The sequence below is a fragment of the Blastococcus sp. KM273129 genome (genome assembly GCF_021698995.1).
Classification (GTDB): Bacteria; Actinomycetota; Actinomycetes; order Mycobacteriales; family Geodermatophilaceae; genus Blastococcus.
The window spans coordinates 1-14,674 of sequence record NZ_SSXB01000034.1 but is presented as its reverse complement, the minus strand read 5'-3'; the positions used below and the strand labels follow the sequence as shown (position 1 = coordinate 14,674).

At 74.6% G+C, this 14,674-nt stretch carries 16 protein-coding genes; 11 read left to right on the top strand and 5 right to left on the bottom strand.

Annotation, left to right across the window (positions count from 1 at the left end; genetic code table 11):
* Nucleotides 1–44: 44 nt before the first annotated feature.
* Genes E9565_RS11520 through E9565_RS11510 form a run of 3 tightly spaced genes read left to right on the top strand, consistent with a single transcriptional unit; the run spans nt 45 to nt 2,481 of the window.
* Nucleotides 45–1,385 (top strand): MFS transporter, encoded by a 1,341-nt coding sequence (locus E9565_RS11520; RefSeq protein WP_236827064.1) that lies wholly within the window; start codon nt 45–47, stop codon nt 1,383–1,385.
* Nucleotides 1,373–1,750, top strand: a complete 378-nt coding sequence (locus tag E9565_RS11515; protein ID WP_308113131.1) for an FKBP-type peptidyl-prolyl cis-trans isomerase — start codon at nt 1,373–1,375, stop codon at nt 1,748–1,750. Before E9565_RS11520 ends, E9565_RS11515 begins: the two co-directional genes overlap by 13 nt.
* A gap of 38 nt (nt 1,751–1,788) precedes the next feature.
* Nucleotides 1,789–2,481 carry a DsbA family oxidoreductase gene (locus tag E9565_RS11510; RefSeq protein WP_236827063.1) on the top strand — a complete coding sequence of 231 codons (693 nt, stop codon included), beginning with the start codon at nt 1,789–1,791 and terminating at the stop codon, nt 2,479–2,481.
* A 72-nt stretch (nt 2,482–2,553) separates the two neighbouring features.
* Here the strand turns inward: E9565_RS11510 and E9565_RS11505 are convergent, their stop codons facing one another.
* The 3 genes from E9565_RS11505 to E9565_RS11495 form a co-directional block, all read right to left on the bottom strand.
* On the bottom strand, nt 2,554–3,531 hold the full coding sequence (locus E9565_RS11505; RefSeq protein WP_236827062.1) for a nitronate monooxygenase family protein: 978 nt from the start codon (nt 3,529–3,531) through the stop codon (nt 2,554–2,556).
* An 18-nt stretch (nt 3,532–3,549) separates the two neighbouring features.
* Complete coding sequence (locus E9565_RS11500) at nt 3,550–3,792, bottom strand: acyl carrier protein (RefSeq protein WP_236827061.1); 243 nt, start codon at nt 3,790–3,792, stop codon at nt 3,550–3,552.
* A gap of 68 nt (nt 3,793–3,860) precedes the next feature.
* The gene (locus E9565_RS11495; RefSeq protein WP_236827060.1) at nt 3,861–4,079 is read right to left on the bottom strand and encodes a hypothetical protein; all 219 of its coding nucleotides are present in this window, start codon (nt 4,077–4,079) and stop codon (nt 3,861–3,863) included.
* 73 nt (nt 4,080–4,152) lie between these two features.
* Here E9565_RS11495 and E9565_RS11490 point away from each other — a divergent pair, with 73 nt between their 5' ends.
* Nucleotides 4,153–4,482 carry a helix-turn-helix transcriptional regulator gene (locus tag E9565_RS11490; RefSeq protein WP_236827059.1) on the top strand — a complete coding sequence of 110 codons (330 nt, stop codon included), beginning with the start codon at nt 4,153–4,155 and terminating at the stop codon, nt 4,480–4,482.
* Complete coding sequence (locus tag E9565_RS11485) at nt 4,479–5,009, top strand: SRPBCC family protein (protein ID WP_236835144.1); 531 nt, start codon at nt 4,479–4,481, stop codon at nt 5,007–5,009. The genes E9565_RS11490 and E9565_RS11485 overlap by 4 nt, the downstream gene beginning before the upstream one ends.
* Here E9565_RS11485 and E9565_RS11480 read toward each other — a convergent pair.
* Nucleotides 5,006–6,220, bottom strand: coding sequence for an NADH:flavin oxidoreductase/NADH oxidase (locus E9565_RS11480; protein WP_236835142.1), 1,215 nt, complete (start codon nt 6,218–6,220; stop codon nt 5,006–5,008). The two genes, E9565_RS11485 and E9565_RS11480, sit on opposite strands and share 4 nt — an antisense overlap.
* A gap of 202 nt (nt 6,221–6,422) precedes the next feature.
* On the opposite strand from E9565_RS11480, the gene E9565_RS11475 reads away from it, so the two are divergent.
* The 4 genes from E9565_RS11475 (at nt 6,423) to E9565_RS11460 (ending at nt 11,695) form a co-directional block, all read left to right on the top strand.
* A complete protein-coding gene (locus tag E9565_RS11475; RefSeq protein WP_236827056.1) occupies nt 6,423–8,237 on the top strand; it encodes a phosphoenolpyruvate carboxykinase (GTP) in 1,815 nt (604 codons plus the stop codon).
* 316 nt (nt 8,238–8,553) lie between these two features.
* The gene (locus tag E9565_RS11470) at nt 8,554–9,768 is read left to right on the top strand and encodes an MFS transporter (RefSeq protein WP_236827055.1); all 1,215 of its coding nucleotides are present in this window, start codon (nt 8,554–8,556) and stop codon (nt 9,766–9,768) included.
* 11 nt (nt 9,769–9,779) lie between these two features.
* Nucleotides 9,780–11,036, top strand: a complete 1,257-nt coding sequence (locus E9565_RS11465) for an alpha/beta fold hydrolase (RefSeq protein WP_236827054.1) — start codon at nt 9,780–9,782, stop codon at nt 11,034–11,036.
* A complete protein-coding gene (locus E9565_RS11460) occupies nt 11,033–11,695 on the top strand; it encodes an acVLRF1 family peptidyl-tRNA hydrolase (protein ID WP_236835140.1) in 663 nt (220 codons plus the stop codon). Before E9565_RS11465 ends, E9565_RS11460 begins: the two co-directional genes overlap by 4 nt.
* A gap of 88 nt (nt 11,696–11,783) precedes the next feature.
* Here E9565_RS11460 and E9565_RS11455 read toward each other — a convergent pair whose 3' ends face one another.
* Nucleotides 11,784–12,794, bottom strand: coding sequence for a zinc-binding dehydrogenase (locus tag E9565_RS11455; RefSeq protein ID WP_236827052.1), 1,011 nt, complete (start codon nt 12,792–12,794; stop codon nt 11,784–11,786).
* A 174-nt stretch (nt 12,795–12,968) separates the two neighbouring features.
* Between E9565_RS11455 and E9565_RS11450 the strand changes: the two genes are divergently transcribed.
* Together E9565_RS11450 and E9565_RS11445 are read left to right on the top strand one after the other, a co-directional pair.
* Nucleotides 12,969–13,997 carry a transglycosylase domain-containing protein gene (locus tag E9565_RS11450; protein WP_236835138.1) on the top strand — a complete coding sequence of 343 codons (1,029 nt, stop codon included), beginning with the start codon at nt 12,969–12,971 and terminating at the stop codon, nt 13,995–13,997.
* The coding region (locus E9565_RS11445) for a penicillin-binding transpeptidase domain-containing protein (RefSeq protein ID WP_308196118.1) at nt 13,913–14,674 on the top strand (762 nt) is incomplete at its 3' end. The genes E9565_RS11450 and E9565_RS11445, both read left to right, overlap by 85 nt.

Sequence of the window (14,674 nt, the reverse complement as noted above, 5' to 3'; positions counted from 1 at the left end):
CCGTGGCCCACGATGGGCGCGCCCACCACCGACGGAGGAGTTCGATGACGCTGCCACGCGCCCTGGCGCCGTTGCGGCACCGCTCCTACCGGCTGCTCGCGGCGGCCATGGCGCTCTCGCTGCTCACCCAGGGGCTGTGGGCGATCGCGATGGTCTGGCAGGTCGTCGCGCTCGACGGCGGACCGGGCGCGCTGTCGCTCGTCGCGGCGCTGAGCTCCGGCGGGATGCTGGTGATGACCCTGCTCGGCGGGGCGCTGGCCGACCGGGTGCCCCAGCGCCACCTGCTGCTGCTCGTGGCGCTGCTCCAGGGTGGCGCGACGGCCGTGGCCGCCGCCCTCTCGCTCACCGGCGTCCTGGACCTGTGGCAGCTGGCCCTCGTCGCCCTGGTCGACGGCGCGGCGCTGGGGCTGTTCTACCCGGCGTACTCGGCGCTGGTGCCGGCGCTCGTCCCGGAGGGCGACCTGCTGGCGGTCAACGGGCTCGAGGGGGCGGTGCGCCCAGTGCTCGGTCAGGCGGCGGGGCCGGCGGTCGCCGGGTTCCTCGTCGCCGCCTGGTCCCCGGGCGCGGCGATGGCCGGCACCGCCGTGGCGGCCTTCCTCGCGGCCGGCTTCCTGCTCGCGCTGCCGCTGACCCCGGTGCGCCGCGAGCACGCCGACGGCGCGCCGCCGCCGGGCCTGGTCGCCGACGTCCGCGAGGGGGTCCGCTACGTCGTCGCGACGCCGTGGCTGCTGGCCACGCTGCTGTTCGCCGCGTTCATGCTGCTGGCCTTCATCGGGCCGTTCGAGGTGCTCGTCCCGTTCGCGATCGAGGACGCCGGCGGCGGCGCGAGCCAGCACGCGTGGGTGCTGGCCGCCTTCGGGCTGGGCGGTGCGCTCGGTTCGCTGCTGGTCGCCTCCTGGCGGCTGCCGCGCCGCTACCTCACGGTGATGAACCTGCTGTGGGGCGTGGGCTGCGTGCCGATGGTCGTCTTCGGGTTCACCACCGACCTCGGGGTCATGCTCGTCGCCGCCGCGGCCGTGGGGGCGACCTTCCAGGCGGGCATGGTCATCTGGGGGACGCTGCTGCAGCGCCGGGTTCCGCCGGCCCTCCTCGGCCGCGTGTCCAGCCTCGACTTCTTCGTCTCGCTGAGCCTCATGCCGCTGTCGATGGCGCTCGCCGGGCCGCTCAGCGAGCTGGTCGGGCGGTCGGGGGCCTTCCTGGTCGCAGGCCTGGCCCCGCCGGTGTTCGCCGTCGTCGCCATCTGGGCCGCGCGGCTGCCCGCCGACGAGATCGCCCACCCGCTCGACGTCCGCCGGCCCGAGCCGGAGCCGCCGAGCGCTGCTTGGATGGGGGACGACGGCGCCGGGACCGCCCCGGCGCGGGAGGGAGAACCGTGGCTGAGCTGACCCGACCCGAGGTCGAGCCGCCGACCGGGCCGGCCCCCGACGACCTGGTGGTCGAGGACCTCGTCGTGGGTGACGGCGAGGAGGCCAAGGCCGGTGACCTGGTCAGCGCCCACTACGTGGGCGTCACGCACGAGGGCGGCGAGCAGTTCGACGCCTCCTGGGACCGCGGCGACCCACTGGAGTTCCGGGTCGGTGTCGGCATGGTCATCCAGGGCTGGGACGAGGGCATCGTCGGCATGAAGGTCGGCGGCCGCCGCCGGCTGACCATCCCGGCGCACAAGGCCTACGGCGACCGCGGTGCCGGTGGCGTCATCAAGCCGGGCGCGACGCTCGTCTTCGTCGTCGACCTCGTCGGCGTGCGCTGAGCAGGAAGTTCCGAGCGGGCGGCGACGTTGGGCCGGGTATGCAGGTAGAGGTCTGGTCCGACGTCGTGTGCCCGTGGTGCTACATCGGCAAGCGCCGGCTGGAGGCCGCGCTCGAGCGGTTCCCCCACCGTGACCAGGTCGAGGTGGTCTGGCGGTCCTTCCAGCTCGACCCCACCGCGCCCGAGGGCGAGACGCACCCGACGCTGCCGGCGCTCGCCCGCAAGTACGGCACGAGCGTCGAGCAGATGCGCCAGAACATGACGCAGGTCGAGCAGGTCGCCGCCGGTGAAGGCCTGGAGTACCACCTGGCCGACGCCGTCAGCGGCAACACCCTGCTCGCGCACGAGCTGCTGCACCTGGCCGCCGAGCACGGCAGGCGCAACCAGCTCAAGGAGCTGCTGCTGCACGCCTACTTCGAGGAGGGGCGCCCGGTCTTCGACGTCGACTCGCTCGTCCCGCTGGGCGTCCAGGTCGGCCTCGACGAGGCCGAGATCCGGGCGGCGTTGGCCGACCGGCGCTACCTGTCCGCCGTCCGCCAGGACAGCGCCACCGCGCAGTCGCTCGGCGCCACCGGGGTCCCCTTCTTCGTCGTGGACCGGAAGTACGGCGCCGCGGGCGCCCAGCCGGCCGAGCTGCTGCTGCAGGTCCTCGAGCGCGCCTGGGCCGACGCCAACCCGCTGGTCACGGTGCCGCCGGCCGACGGCTGCACCGACGACAGCTGCACCGTCTGACCCGGTACCGCTGCGCGGGTGTGCGGTTCCCGGCCTCTCGCCGGGGCCCGGGGGTCGACGACTGGACGATGCTCACGGGGCCGGCGGTCGGTCCAGCAGCCCCGCCACTGCACGCAGCGCCTGCTCGGCCGCGGCGTCCAGTTCCCGCACGACCTCGGTGGCCGAGCGCTCCGCGGTGACCAGCCCGACCGACTCCCCGGCGTAGACCGGCGCGCTCGCCGGGTCCCCGGTGCGCCGGCCGTCCACCACGAGCTGACGGGCGCCGGCGTCGTGCGCCAGCTCGGCCTCGCGCCCGTGCCAGGTGCGGGAGAAGTCGTTGACCAGCGCGCGGCCGGGCCACCGCTCCGGCCACGGGATGCCTTGGGCGACGTCGAAGGCCCGGGTCAGCACGGTCTCCTCGCCGGCCGCCGCGCGCACCCGCTCCCGGGCGGCAGGGGAGTTGAGGCCCTCCGGGCAGGACAGCAGCGGGGTGCCGATCCAGACGCCCGCCGCGCCCGCGGCCAGGGCGGCGGCCATCCCCGCGCCGGTCGCGACACCGCCGGCGGCCAGGACCGGCCGGTCGGTCAGCGCGAGCACCTCCTGCAGCAGGGGGAGGGTGGCCCGCTGCCCGGTGTGCCCGCCGGCCTCGCTGCCCTGCGCCACCACGAGGTCGACTCCGGCGGCCAGCGCCCGGTGCAGGTCGGCCACCGTGTTCACCTGCGAGGCGACGGCGATCCCGGCGTCGTGCAGGCGCGGCACCCAGGGCGCCGGGTCGCCGAAGGAGACCGAGACGAGGTCGGGCGCCGCCTGGATGGTCGCCTCGAGCAGGTCGGGCCGGCCGGGCAGCGCCCAGGCCATCAGCCCGACGCCGAACGGCAGCCCGTCGCCGCGCGGGACGGCGCACTGCTCGACGACGAAGGACGTGGGTGTCGCGCTGCCGACGCCGATCATGCCGAGCCCGCCGCCGAGCGACACCGCCCGCGCGAGCGCACCCCCGGCCACACCGGCCATCGGTGCTCCGACGACCGGCGTGGCGAGGGCGAAGCGGCGGGTGAGCGCGGTCGAGATCACGACCGCATCCTGCCCCGGTTACCGGGTGGCCGGCCCGCCCTGCGAGGTGCCCTGGAGGCGGCCGAGGAACTCGTGGCAGCGCTTGGCGCGCTGGGAGTCCTGCTCCATGACCTCGCGGAAGAACGCCGCGACGTCGTCCAGGCCCGCGTTCTCGGCGTCCCGGACGTACTGGCCGTAGTCGTGCCCGGCCTTGAGCGAGTGGTACTGGACGGAGACGAGGTCGTAGAAGACGTCCTCGAAGCCGGTCTCACCGGTGGCCATCGGTCCTCCTCGGTTCAGGTGGGTGGGACGCGCCCGGCTTACCCGAGGGGAACCGATCCGTCACACGGTCAGGCCGGCGGGTTCTCCCCGAAGGCCCCGCCGGTGACGTCGCTGCCGCCCGCCTCGTCCTGCAGGTTCCCGCTGGTGGGCAGCTCGTCCTCGCCCGTCGCCGAGGGGTCGTCCTCGGCCGAGGCGAGGTCGGCGCCCTCGCCGTAGGCCCCCGGGTCGGCCTGCAGCGTGCGGGGGTCGTTGAGCGGGTCGGGGGTGTCCGGATCGGTGACGGTCATGGACGGCTCCTTTCCCGGGGTGCCGCGGGTCAACCCCTCGACCAATGCGTAACTGATGTGTTACGCATGACACGTGGAGGCGTTGCAGGCGCTGGCGGACCCGATCCGGCGGGAGCTGGTCGGGCTGCTCGCGGCCGGGGAGCGGACGGCGGGCGAGCTGGCGGCGCCGTTCCCGGTCAGCCGTCCGGCGATCAGCCGGCACCTGCGCGTGCTGCGCGAGGCCGGGCTGGTGCGCGTGCGCGCCGACGGGCGCGAGCGCCGCTACTCGCTCGACCCGCGGCCGCTGCGGGAGATCGACGACTGGCTGGAGCCCTACCGCGACCTCTGGGCGCAGCGGCTCGACGCCCTCGACACCGAGATCGCCCGCGGCAGGCGGGCGCGCAGACAGGGAGGACCGGGATGAACCCGCGCACCGAGGACGCGAACCTGGAGGCCCGGCGGGGCACCGTCACCACCGAGGCCGACGGCCGGCGGCGGCTGGAGTTCCGCCGCAGCTGGCCCGACCCGATCGAGGACGTCTGGGCCGCGCTCACCGAGCCCGACCGCCTGGCGCGCTGGATCGGCACCTACGACGGCGAGCGGCGCCCCGGCGGGTCGGGCACCTTCACGATGACCCACGAGGACGAGCCGGTGGGGGAGCCGATGACCGTCGTCGAGTGCGACCCACCGCGGCGGCTGGTGGTGCAGTGGGAGCAGGAGCAGGAGGGCTCCGGCGTCTGGCGGGTCGACCTGGACCTGTTCGCGGAGGGGGACCGCACCGTCCTGCGCTTCGTCCAGGTCTTCGCCGCCGGCGTCGACGTCACCGACCACGCGATGGGCTGGCACTGGTACCTCGACAAGTTCGACTCCGAGGTGAGCGGCCGGCCCGTGCCCGGCGACTGGGACTCCTTCGCCGCCGAGGTGGGTCCCGCCTACGGGCGCGCAGGCTAGTCCCGTCGGCCCCCGTCCAGGGGCCCGCCCCGAGCTTGCGACGGGTGGGGGGAACGGGGGTCCTCCGTCTGCACCGTGTCGGGGCCGGTCCACGGGCCGAGCCGGCCCAGGAGGCGGTCGCGGGAGGCCAGCCGCGGCCCCGCCTGCACCGGGTAGGCGTCGTAGGCGGCGGTGAGCTCGCGGGCGGCGTGCACGGCGAAGTTCGGGTCGTCCTGCGCTTCACGGGCGACCGCCACCAGGTCCGCCGCGCCGCCGGCGACGATCGCCTCGGCCTGGCGGGCGTCCACCACCAGCCCGACGGCCATGGTGGCGACGTCGGCCTGCTCGCGGATCGCCGCGGCGTAGGGCACCTGGTAGCCGTAGCCGATCGGGTGCTCCCACCCGCCGCCGAGGCCGCCGCCGGAGACGTCGACGACGTCGACCCCGCGGGCGCGCAGCTCGCGGGCGAAGGCGACGGTGTCCTCGACGGTGAGCCCCTCCCCGGAGCCGTCGACGGCGGAGACGCGCACCAGCAGCGGCTTGCCCGCCGGCCAGGCGGCGCGCACCGCGTCGACCACCTCGAGCGGGAAGCGCATCCGAGCCTCCCGCGAGCCGCCGTACGCGTCGTCGCGCACGTTGCTCAGCGGGGAGAGGAACTGGTGCAGCAGGTAGCCGTGCGCGGCGTGCACCTCCACGACGTCGAAGCCGGCGGCGTCGGCCCGGCGGGCGGCGGCGGCGAACGCCTCGCGCACCTCGGCGAGCTCCTCGACCGCGAGCGCGTGGGGCACCGGCCACCCCGGCCCCGCGGGGACGGCGGACGCCGAGACGGTCGGCCACGGCGCCTCGCCGGGGCGGGCGTCCTCCTCGGTCACCGGCCCGGACCCCTCCCACGGGCGCCGGCTGCTGGCCTTGGCGCCGGCGTGGGCCAGCTGGATGCCGGCCGCGGCCCCCTCGGCGTGCAGGAACTCCACGACCCGCGCGAGCCCCGGCACGTGGTCGTCGGACCACAGGCCGACGTCCCCGTGGCTGATCCGGCCCTCCGGCGTCACCCCCGTCGCCTCGACGACCACCAGGCCGAAGCCGCCGAGCGCGAACCGGCCGAGGTGCACGAGGTGGTAGTCACCGACGTAGCCATCGGTGACGGAGTACTGGCACATCGGCGCGACGGCGAGGCGGTTGCGCAACGTGACGTCGCGGAGACGGAACGGTGAGAGGAGGGTGGAGGAGGTCACGAGGTGTGGCGAACGCCGCCTTCTACCAGACTATTCCGGGCTGAGCGGTAGACGTCCTATACGTAACATTTGTCTCGGTTACAGGCGCGTGTCCGCGCTTGTAGCCTGACCCGATTCCCGCGGTCGTTCCGCCGGCCGCGGCTCGCAGGGCACCACCGTCGGAGCGGGGATCCGCACCGGCGACGCAGAGGATGGAGACGCCGTGACCACCGTGGCCACCCCAGGTCTGGAGAACGCCCCGACGACGCACGCCCGGCTGCTCGCCTGGGTGCGGGAGATGGCCGAGCTGACGACGCCGGACCAGGTGGTCTGGGTCGACGGCACCGACGAGGAGTGGGAGCGGCTCACCCGGAAGCTGGTGGACGCGGGCACCTTCACGCCGCTGGAGAAGAAGCCCAACTCCTTCTGGTGCGCCTCCGACCCCAGCGACGTCGCGCGCGTCGAGGACCGCACCTTCATCTGCTCGGTCGACGAGGCCGACGCGGGTCCCACCAACAACTGGATGGACCCGGGCGAGATGAAGTCGGTCATGACCGAGCTGTACCGGGGGTGCATGCGCGGCCGGACGATGTACGTCATCCCGTTCTGCATGGGCCCGGTCGAGGCCGAGAACCCGATGTTCGGCGTCGAGCTCACCGACTCCGAGTACGTCGTCGTCTCCATGCGCGTGATGGCCCGCATCGGCAGCCGCATCCTCGAGGCCATGGGTTCCGACCGGCCGTTCGTGCCGGCGATGCACTCCCTCGGCGCCCCGCTGGAGCCCGGCCAGGCCGACGTGCCGTGGCCCTGCAGCGACACGAAGTACATCGTGCACTTCCCCGAGGAGCGGGCCATCTGGTCCTACGGCTCCGGCTACGGCGGCAACGCGCTGCTGGGGAAGAAGTGCTACTCGCTGCGCATCGCCTCGGTCATGGCGCGCGACGAGGGCTGGCTGGCCGAGCACATGCTGATCCTCAAGCTCACCAACCCGCAGCAGAAGACCTACTACATCGCGGCCGCCTTCCCGAGCGCCTGCGGGAAGACCAACCTGGCGATGCTCGAGCCGACCATCCCCGGCTGGAAGGTCGAGACCCTGGGCGACGACATCGCCTGGATGCGCTTCGGCGAGGACGGCCGCCTGTACGCGCTCAACCCCGAGTACGGCCTGTTCGGCGTCGCCCCGGGCACCGGGTGGGACACCAACCCGAACGCCATGCGCACCATCGACCAGGGCAACTCGGTGTTCACCAACGTCGCGCTCACCGACGACGGCGACGTCTGGTGGGAGGGCATGACCGACGAGCCGCCGGCGCACCTCACCGACTGGAAGGGCCGGGACTGGACGCCGGACAGCGACGAGCTGTCCAGCCACCCGAACAGCCGTTTCTGCACGCCGATCACCCAGTGCCCGATCCTGGCGCCGGAGTACGAGGACCCCCAGGGCGTGCCGATCTCGGCGATCCTCTTCGGCGGCCGCCGCAAGACCACGATCCCGCTGGTCACCGAGGCCCGGGACTGGAACCACGGCGTGTTCATGGGCGCGACGCTCTCCTCGGAGACGACCGCCGCGGCGACCGGGGCGGTCGGCGTCGTCCGCCGGGACCCGTTCGCCATGCTGCCCTTCATCGGCTACAACGCCGGTGACTACTTCGGCCACTGGGTCGAGACCGGCAAGATGCACGATGCGAGCAAGCTGCCGAAGATCTTCTACGTCAACTGGTTCCGCCGGGACGCCGACGGCGGTTTCCTGTGGCCGGGCTTCGGTGAGAACAGCCGCGTGCTCAAGTGGGTCATCGAGCGCCTCGAGGGCACCGCGGCCGCCGTCGAGACGCCGATCGGCCACGTGCCCACGCCGGACTCGCTCGACGTCTCCGGCCTGGACATGACCACCGAGCAGGTCGAGCAGGCCCTCGCGGTCAAGCCCGAGGAGTGGCGCGAGGAGATCCCGCAGATCACCGAGTGGTTCGAGAAGTTCGGCGAGAAGCTGCCCAGCACCATGTGGGACGAGCTGGAGATCCTCAAGAGCCGCCTCGCGTAGGGGAAGGCCCCCTGCTCCCGCCACTCGCACGCTCGCGGCGGGGCCCTGCAGGGGCCCGTTCCAGCACGTCGCCAGGGCCCGGATCGCGGCTGCGGTCCGGGCCCTGGCGCGTCCGCCCGGCTGCCTGGCCACGATCGGGTGACCTGATCGCCGGGTGTCCTCCCTCGCGGTGGGCGGTGGGGGAGGACGCTCCACGATCAGGGACCCTGGTCATCGCCGGGGCGGGTGCGGCGCCACGGATCGCCGTCGCGGCGCGAGTGGCCACGTTCGGTTAGCGTGGCTGGGCCCCTTCCCGTTCCCGGAGGCAACCCCGCTCGTGCCGAATCCCTACCTGCAGGTGCTGCGCACGCCGCACGCCCTGCCGATGGTGCTCGCTGCCTTCATCGGACGGTTGCCCCTCTCGATGGTCGGGCTGGGCTCGGTCCTGCTGGTCGCGTCCGAGACCGGCTCCTACGGTCTCGGCGGCGCCGTGGCCGCGACCGGCGCGGTGACGACGGCGGCCGCCGGGCCGTTGCTGGGGCGGTGGGCCGACACCCACGGCCAGCGGCGGGTGCTGCTCCCGGTGCTGGCCGTGTTCGTGCTCTCCGGGGTGGTCTTCCTCTTCTCCGTGCGGGAGGACTGGCCGCTGCTGGTCGTCTTCCTGTCCGCCGGGCTGGCCGGGGCGTGCATCCCGCCGGTCTCCTCGATGATCCGCGTCCGGTGGACCCACCTCCTGCGCGGCAGCCACCGGCTGCACACGGCGCTGTCGATGGAGTCCGTCGTCGACGAGTTCGTCTTCATCGTCGGCCCGGTGCTCGTGACGTTCCTCTCGACCACCGGGCACGCCACCTCCGGCGTGGTGACGGCGTTCACCCTCGCCGCCGTCGGCAGCCTGCTGTTCGCCGCCCAGCGCCGCACCGAGCCCGAGCCGCACGGGCACCTGAGCCGGCAGGGGCCGTCCGCGATCCGCACGCACGGTCTGCGCGTGCTCTTCGTCGTCGGGGCCGCCGTGGGCGCCATCCTCGGCACGCTCGAGATCGCCCTGGTCGCCTTCGCCGACGAGCGGGACGCGATGGCGCTGTCCGGCGTGCTCATCGCCAGCCTGGCGGTGGGGTCGATGGCCAGCGGCATCGGCTGGGGTGCCATCCACTGGCGGCTGCCGCTGCGGCTGCGGCTTGTCGGGGCCCTCGTCCTGCTCACCGCGCTCGTCGTCCCGCTGCTGTTCATCGACGGCGTCTGGCTGATGGTGCCGTTCGTGGTCGTCGCCGGGATCGCGGTCTCGCCCTCCCTGATCAGCTCCTTCACCCTGGCCGAGCTCCTCGTCCCCCGGTCGGCGGTGACGGAGGCGTTCACCTGGATCGGCACCGCGCTCGGCCTGGGCGTGGCCGTGGGCGCCTCGGTCGCGGGGAAGATCGTCGACGTCGCCGGCGCGAACCGGGCGTTCGTCGTCGCGATCGTCGCCGCGGGGATCGCCGCGGTCGTGGTCGGTTCCTACCAGCGGCTGCTGCACGTGCCGGCCGAGCACGCCGCCGAGCCGGCGCTGGCCCGCTGAGCGGCGGGCCCGTGCAGCAGTACGCACTCCCCGGGGCGCACGTGCGCGAGCGGTCGGTCACCGTGCCGCTGCACTGGCGCGCCCCCGACGACGGCGGCACCCTCGAGGTCTTCGTCCGCGAGCTGGTCCACCCCGATCGGCGTGCCGACGACCTCCCGCTGCTGCTCTTCCTGCAGGGCGGCCCGGGGGGCAGGTCCCCGCGGCCGACCCGGGGTGGCTGGGTGGAGCGGGCGCTGCGCGACTTCCGGGTCGTCCTGCTCGACCAGCGCGGCACCGGGCGCAGCTCCCGCGTCACCGGCGCCGGGATCAGCCGCTTCCCGGACGCCGGCTCGGCCGCCCGCCACCTCCTCGCCTTCCGCGCCGACTCGATCGTGGCCGACGCCGAGCACATCCGGCGCACCCTGTACGGCGGGCGCCGCTGGACCACGCTGGGGCAGAGCTACGGCGGCTTCGTCACCCTCACCTACCTCTCGCAGGCGCCGGAGGGGCTCGCGCGCTGCCTGGTCACCGGCGGGCTGGCGGGTCTGCGCGCCGACGCCCGGGAGGTCTACCGGCGCACCTACCCGCGCGTCGCGGCGAAGACCCGCCGGTTCTACGCGCGGTACCCCGGCGACGTCGCGCAGGTCGCCGCCGTCGCCGACCGGCTGTCCGCCGCGCCGGCCACCCTGCCCGACGGCGACCGGCTCACCGTGCGGCGCCTGCAGACCGTCGGCCAGGCGCTGGGTGCGCGCGACGGCGCCGAGGAGCTGCACTGGCTGTTCGAGGAGGCGCTCGACGACGACGGCGGGCTGTCGGACACGTTCCTCGACCAGGTCGCCCGGCGCACCGCCTACTGGGAGAACCCGCTCTACGCGACGCTGCACGAGAGCATCTACGCGCAGGGCCCCGGCCCGGTCGGCTGGGCGGCGCAGGCGGAGCGGGGGCCCGAGTTCGACGGCGGACGCCGCCCGCTGCCGTTCACCGGGGAGATGGTCTACCCCTGGATGTTCGACGAGATCGCCTCGCTCCGGCCGTTCGGCCCGGCCGCGCACGCGCTCGCCGGGATCGAGGAGTTCCCCGTCCTGTACGACCCCGCCCGGCTGGCCGCCAACGAGGTACCGGTCGACGCCGCGGTCTACTTCGACGACATGTACGTCGACGCGGGCCTGTCGCTGCAGACCGCCGAGGAGGTCGGGAACGTGCGCACCTGGGTCACCAACGAGCACGAGCACGACGGCCTGCGGGTGGGCGACGTGCTCGACCGGCTGCTCACGCTGCGGTCCCGGTGACCCGCGCCCGGCCCGCTGCCGGTGGCGGGCGGCAGCTCGGGGTGGCCCCCGAGCGGCTGGGCCGGTGGCTGGACGGCGTCGCCACCCGGCACGGCGCCTTCGCGGCGGTCGAGCCGGTCGACGACGGGTTGCGGATCACCTGCGCGGACACGACCACCGTCGTGCTGCGCGCCCCCTTCGGCTGGACCCCCGAGCCGCCGCTGCTCGGCAGCTTCACCGCCGCCGCGGGACGGCCGCGACGCGCCGGCGTGCTGCTGGTCCGCCGTGGCCGGTGGGCGGTCGGCGTCTTCGACGGCGGGGAACTGGTGGTCTCCAAGGTCGACGCCCGCCAGGTGCAGGGCCGCACCGCGGCCGGCGGCTGGTCGCAGCAGCGGTTCGCGCGGCGGCGGGCCAACCAGGCCGACGCCGTCGTCGGGCACGCGGTGGAGACCGCCGTCCGGGTGCTGCTGCCGCACGCCGGTGGGCTGGCCGCGCTGTTCACGGGGGGCGACCGGGGGCTGGCCGACGACGTGCTGGCCGACCCCCGGCTGCGCCCGCTGGCCGCCCTGCGCCGCGACCCCGCCCTGGACGTGGGGGACCCGACGAAGGCGGTGCTGCTGACGACGCCGGAGCAGTTCCGCGCCGTCCGGGTGCTCATCCGCGAGCCGTCCCCGGGTTGAGCCGCAATCCCGTCCCCCAGCGTCCCGACGGCTCAGCGGCGGCCGGGGACGGCACGCTGGCCGCGGTGTCGTCCGGAGGACGACAGAGTCATGGCGTGATGACCAGGCGGATGGGGTCGCCCTCCTTGTTCGCCAGCCGCTCCACGCCGTCGGCGGCCTCGGTGAGCGGCAGCGTGCCGGAGATGGAGCGGGAGAGGTCCAGGCGGCCGTGCCGCACCAGGTCCACCAGCTCCACCACGTGGGCGGGCTCGGAGCCGTAGTGACCGAGGATCCGCTGGCCGAAGTAGCTGAACTGGGTGCCGTTCCGGATCTCCAGCGGCTGGTCGGTGAGACCCACCAGCACCAGGGCGCCGTCGCGCTCCAGGCAGCGGACCGCCTGCTCGCGCACCGGCGCGACCCCGGCGAAGTCGAAGGCGAACGCCAGCCCGGCGCCGCCGGTCAGCTCGCGGACGCGGGTGGCGATGTCCTCGGACGGGTCCAGTGCGAGGTCCGCGCCGAAGTCCAGCGCCCGGTGCCGGGCGGCCGGCACCGGGTCGACGGCGACGATCGGGGCGGCCCCGGCCAGCCGCAGCAGCTGCACCGCGTGCGCGCCGAGCCCGCCGATGCCCCAGACGCCGACCGGCTGCGCGGCCCGCACCTGCGCGGTCCGCACGATCGAGGCCCACGGCGTCGACACCGCGTCGGGCACGATGCAGGCCTGCTCGAACGGCAGGTCGTCCGGGATCGGCACCACCGTCTCCGCCGAAGCGAGGGCGTACTGCGCCCAGCCGCCGTCGTAGTCGACGCCGCGGGTGTGGATCCAGCCGTCCTTCTCCTCGCCGGCCTGCAGCAGCACCCGCCGGCCCTCGGCGAGGCCGGTCACCCCGTCCCCGAGCACGGCCACGGTGCCGGCGACCTCGTGGCCCAGCGTCACCTCGTCACCGGCGAGGAAGAGGGGGGAGAGCTGCCCCTCGATCAGGTGGACGTCGGAGAGGCAGATCCCCGCCGCGGCGACCTGGATCAGGACCTCGCCGGGCCCGGGCACGGGGACGGGCACCTCCTTCACCGCGAACTCACGGGTGCGGACGTCCAGCCGGCCGGCCAGCATCGAGTCAGGCATGCCCCCCATCCAACGCCGTGACCCCTGGGCGGGCGAACCGGGGCCGGGAGCGCCGGGTGTGGCGGGCGGGGACCGGGAGACGGACGGGGCGGTTCCGGTCGCGCACCTCGCCGCGCGGGTGGTTGTGCAGCGCGGGCGACCCTGCTGAGCTGGCCATTCGTCCGGAGGAGGGTCATGGAGTCGCGCACGGGGACGGGCCGCACCCTGCTCAGGCTCGCGTGCGCCGTCCTGCTCGCCGGGGCGCTGGTGGCCGGGCTCCTGCTGCCCTGGGTGGGCGGGCCGGCGCTGGCCGCGCGCAGCTCCTCGGCGCTGCTCGGCGACCCGCCGGAGGAGTTCTCCGTCGAGGTGCCGGCCCGCAACACCGTGGTGCTGGCCGCCAACGGCGAGGTCATCACCTCCTTCTACCGGGAGAACCGCGAGCCGGTGGAGTTCGACCGGATCGCCGAGGTCATGCGGCAGGCGCTGGTCGCCGTGGAGGATGCGCGCTTCTACGAGCACGGCGGGCTGGACGTGCAGGGCACCGCCCGCGCCCTGGTCACCAACATCGCCGCCGGCGAGGTCGAGGAGGGTGGCTCGACCCTCACCCAGCAGCTGGTCAAGCAGACCCTGCTGCAGTCGGCGCGCACCCAGGCCGAGCGCGACGCCGCCGTCGAGAAGACCTTCGGCCGCAAGCTGCGCGAGGCCCGCCTGGCGCTGGCGATGGAGGCGACCTACAGCAAGGACGAGCTGCTCACCCGCTACCTGAACATCGTCTACTTCGGGCAGAACGCCTACGGCGTGCAGCCGGCGGCCCGGGCGTTCTTCGGCGTCGACGCGGCGGAGCTGACCCTGCCCCAGGCCGCGCTGCTGGCCGGGCTGGTGCAGAGCCCGCAGGACCACGACCCCTTCACCGACCCCGAAGGCGCCACCATCCGGCGCAACCAGGTGCTGGCCCGCATGGCCGAGCAGGGCTACATCAGCCCGGAGCAGGAGGCCGAGGCCGCGGCCGCCCCGCTGGGCCTCGCCCCGGGCCCCGCGCCGCGCCGGGGCTCGGGCTCACCCAGGACGACCTCGAGCGCAACGGATACGTCGTCCAGACCACGCTCGACGCCGACCTGCAGCGCGCCGGCGACGCCGCCGTGCTGGCCAACCAGCCCCTGGAGAGCTCGCTGGCCGCCACCTTCACGGCGGTCGAGCCGGGCACCGGCCACCTGCTGGCCATGAGCGTCAACCGCATCTTCGGCCACGACGAGGGCGACCGCCGGCAGGAGTCGGTCAACCTCAACGCGCTGCCCAGCCGGGGCGCCGGGTCGACCTACAAGGTGTTCGTGGCCGCCGCGGCGCTGGCCCGCGGCTACTCCACCGGGTACACGCTCACCGCGCCGAGCCCGTACGTCTCCCGCGTCTACCGGGAGGGCCGCGGCTTCTACGACGTCCGCAACTCCGGCACCTACCGGGCCTCGCTGGACCTGACGACGGCGCTCTACCAGTCCTCGAACACCTACTTCCTCGCGCTCGAGGACGCGCTGGGCAGCGTCGAGGAGCCGGTGCGCATGGCCGAGCGGATGGGGCTCTACGCCTACGGCCCCGACGGCCTGGCGCAGCGCACGATCGACGAGAACAACGGTTCGTTCGCCTTCGGGCCCGAGGCCACCAGCCCGCTGGGCCTGGCCAGCGCGTACTCCACGCTGGCCGCCTCGGGCACCCGGTGCGAGGTCGTCCCGGTCACCGCGCTGCTGGACCGCGAGGGGGAGCCGGTGCTCGGCCCGGACGGCGAGCCGCTGGTCGGCGGTGACCGCTGCACCCCCGAGGCGATCCCGCCCGGCGTGGCCGACACGCTCAACCAGATGCTCCGCAAGGACGTCGAACCCGGCTACGGCGGCCAGACCGGCCGGCGGGCG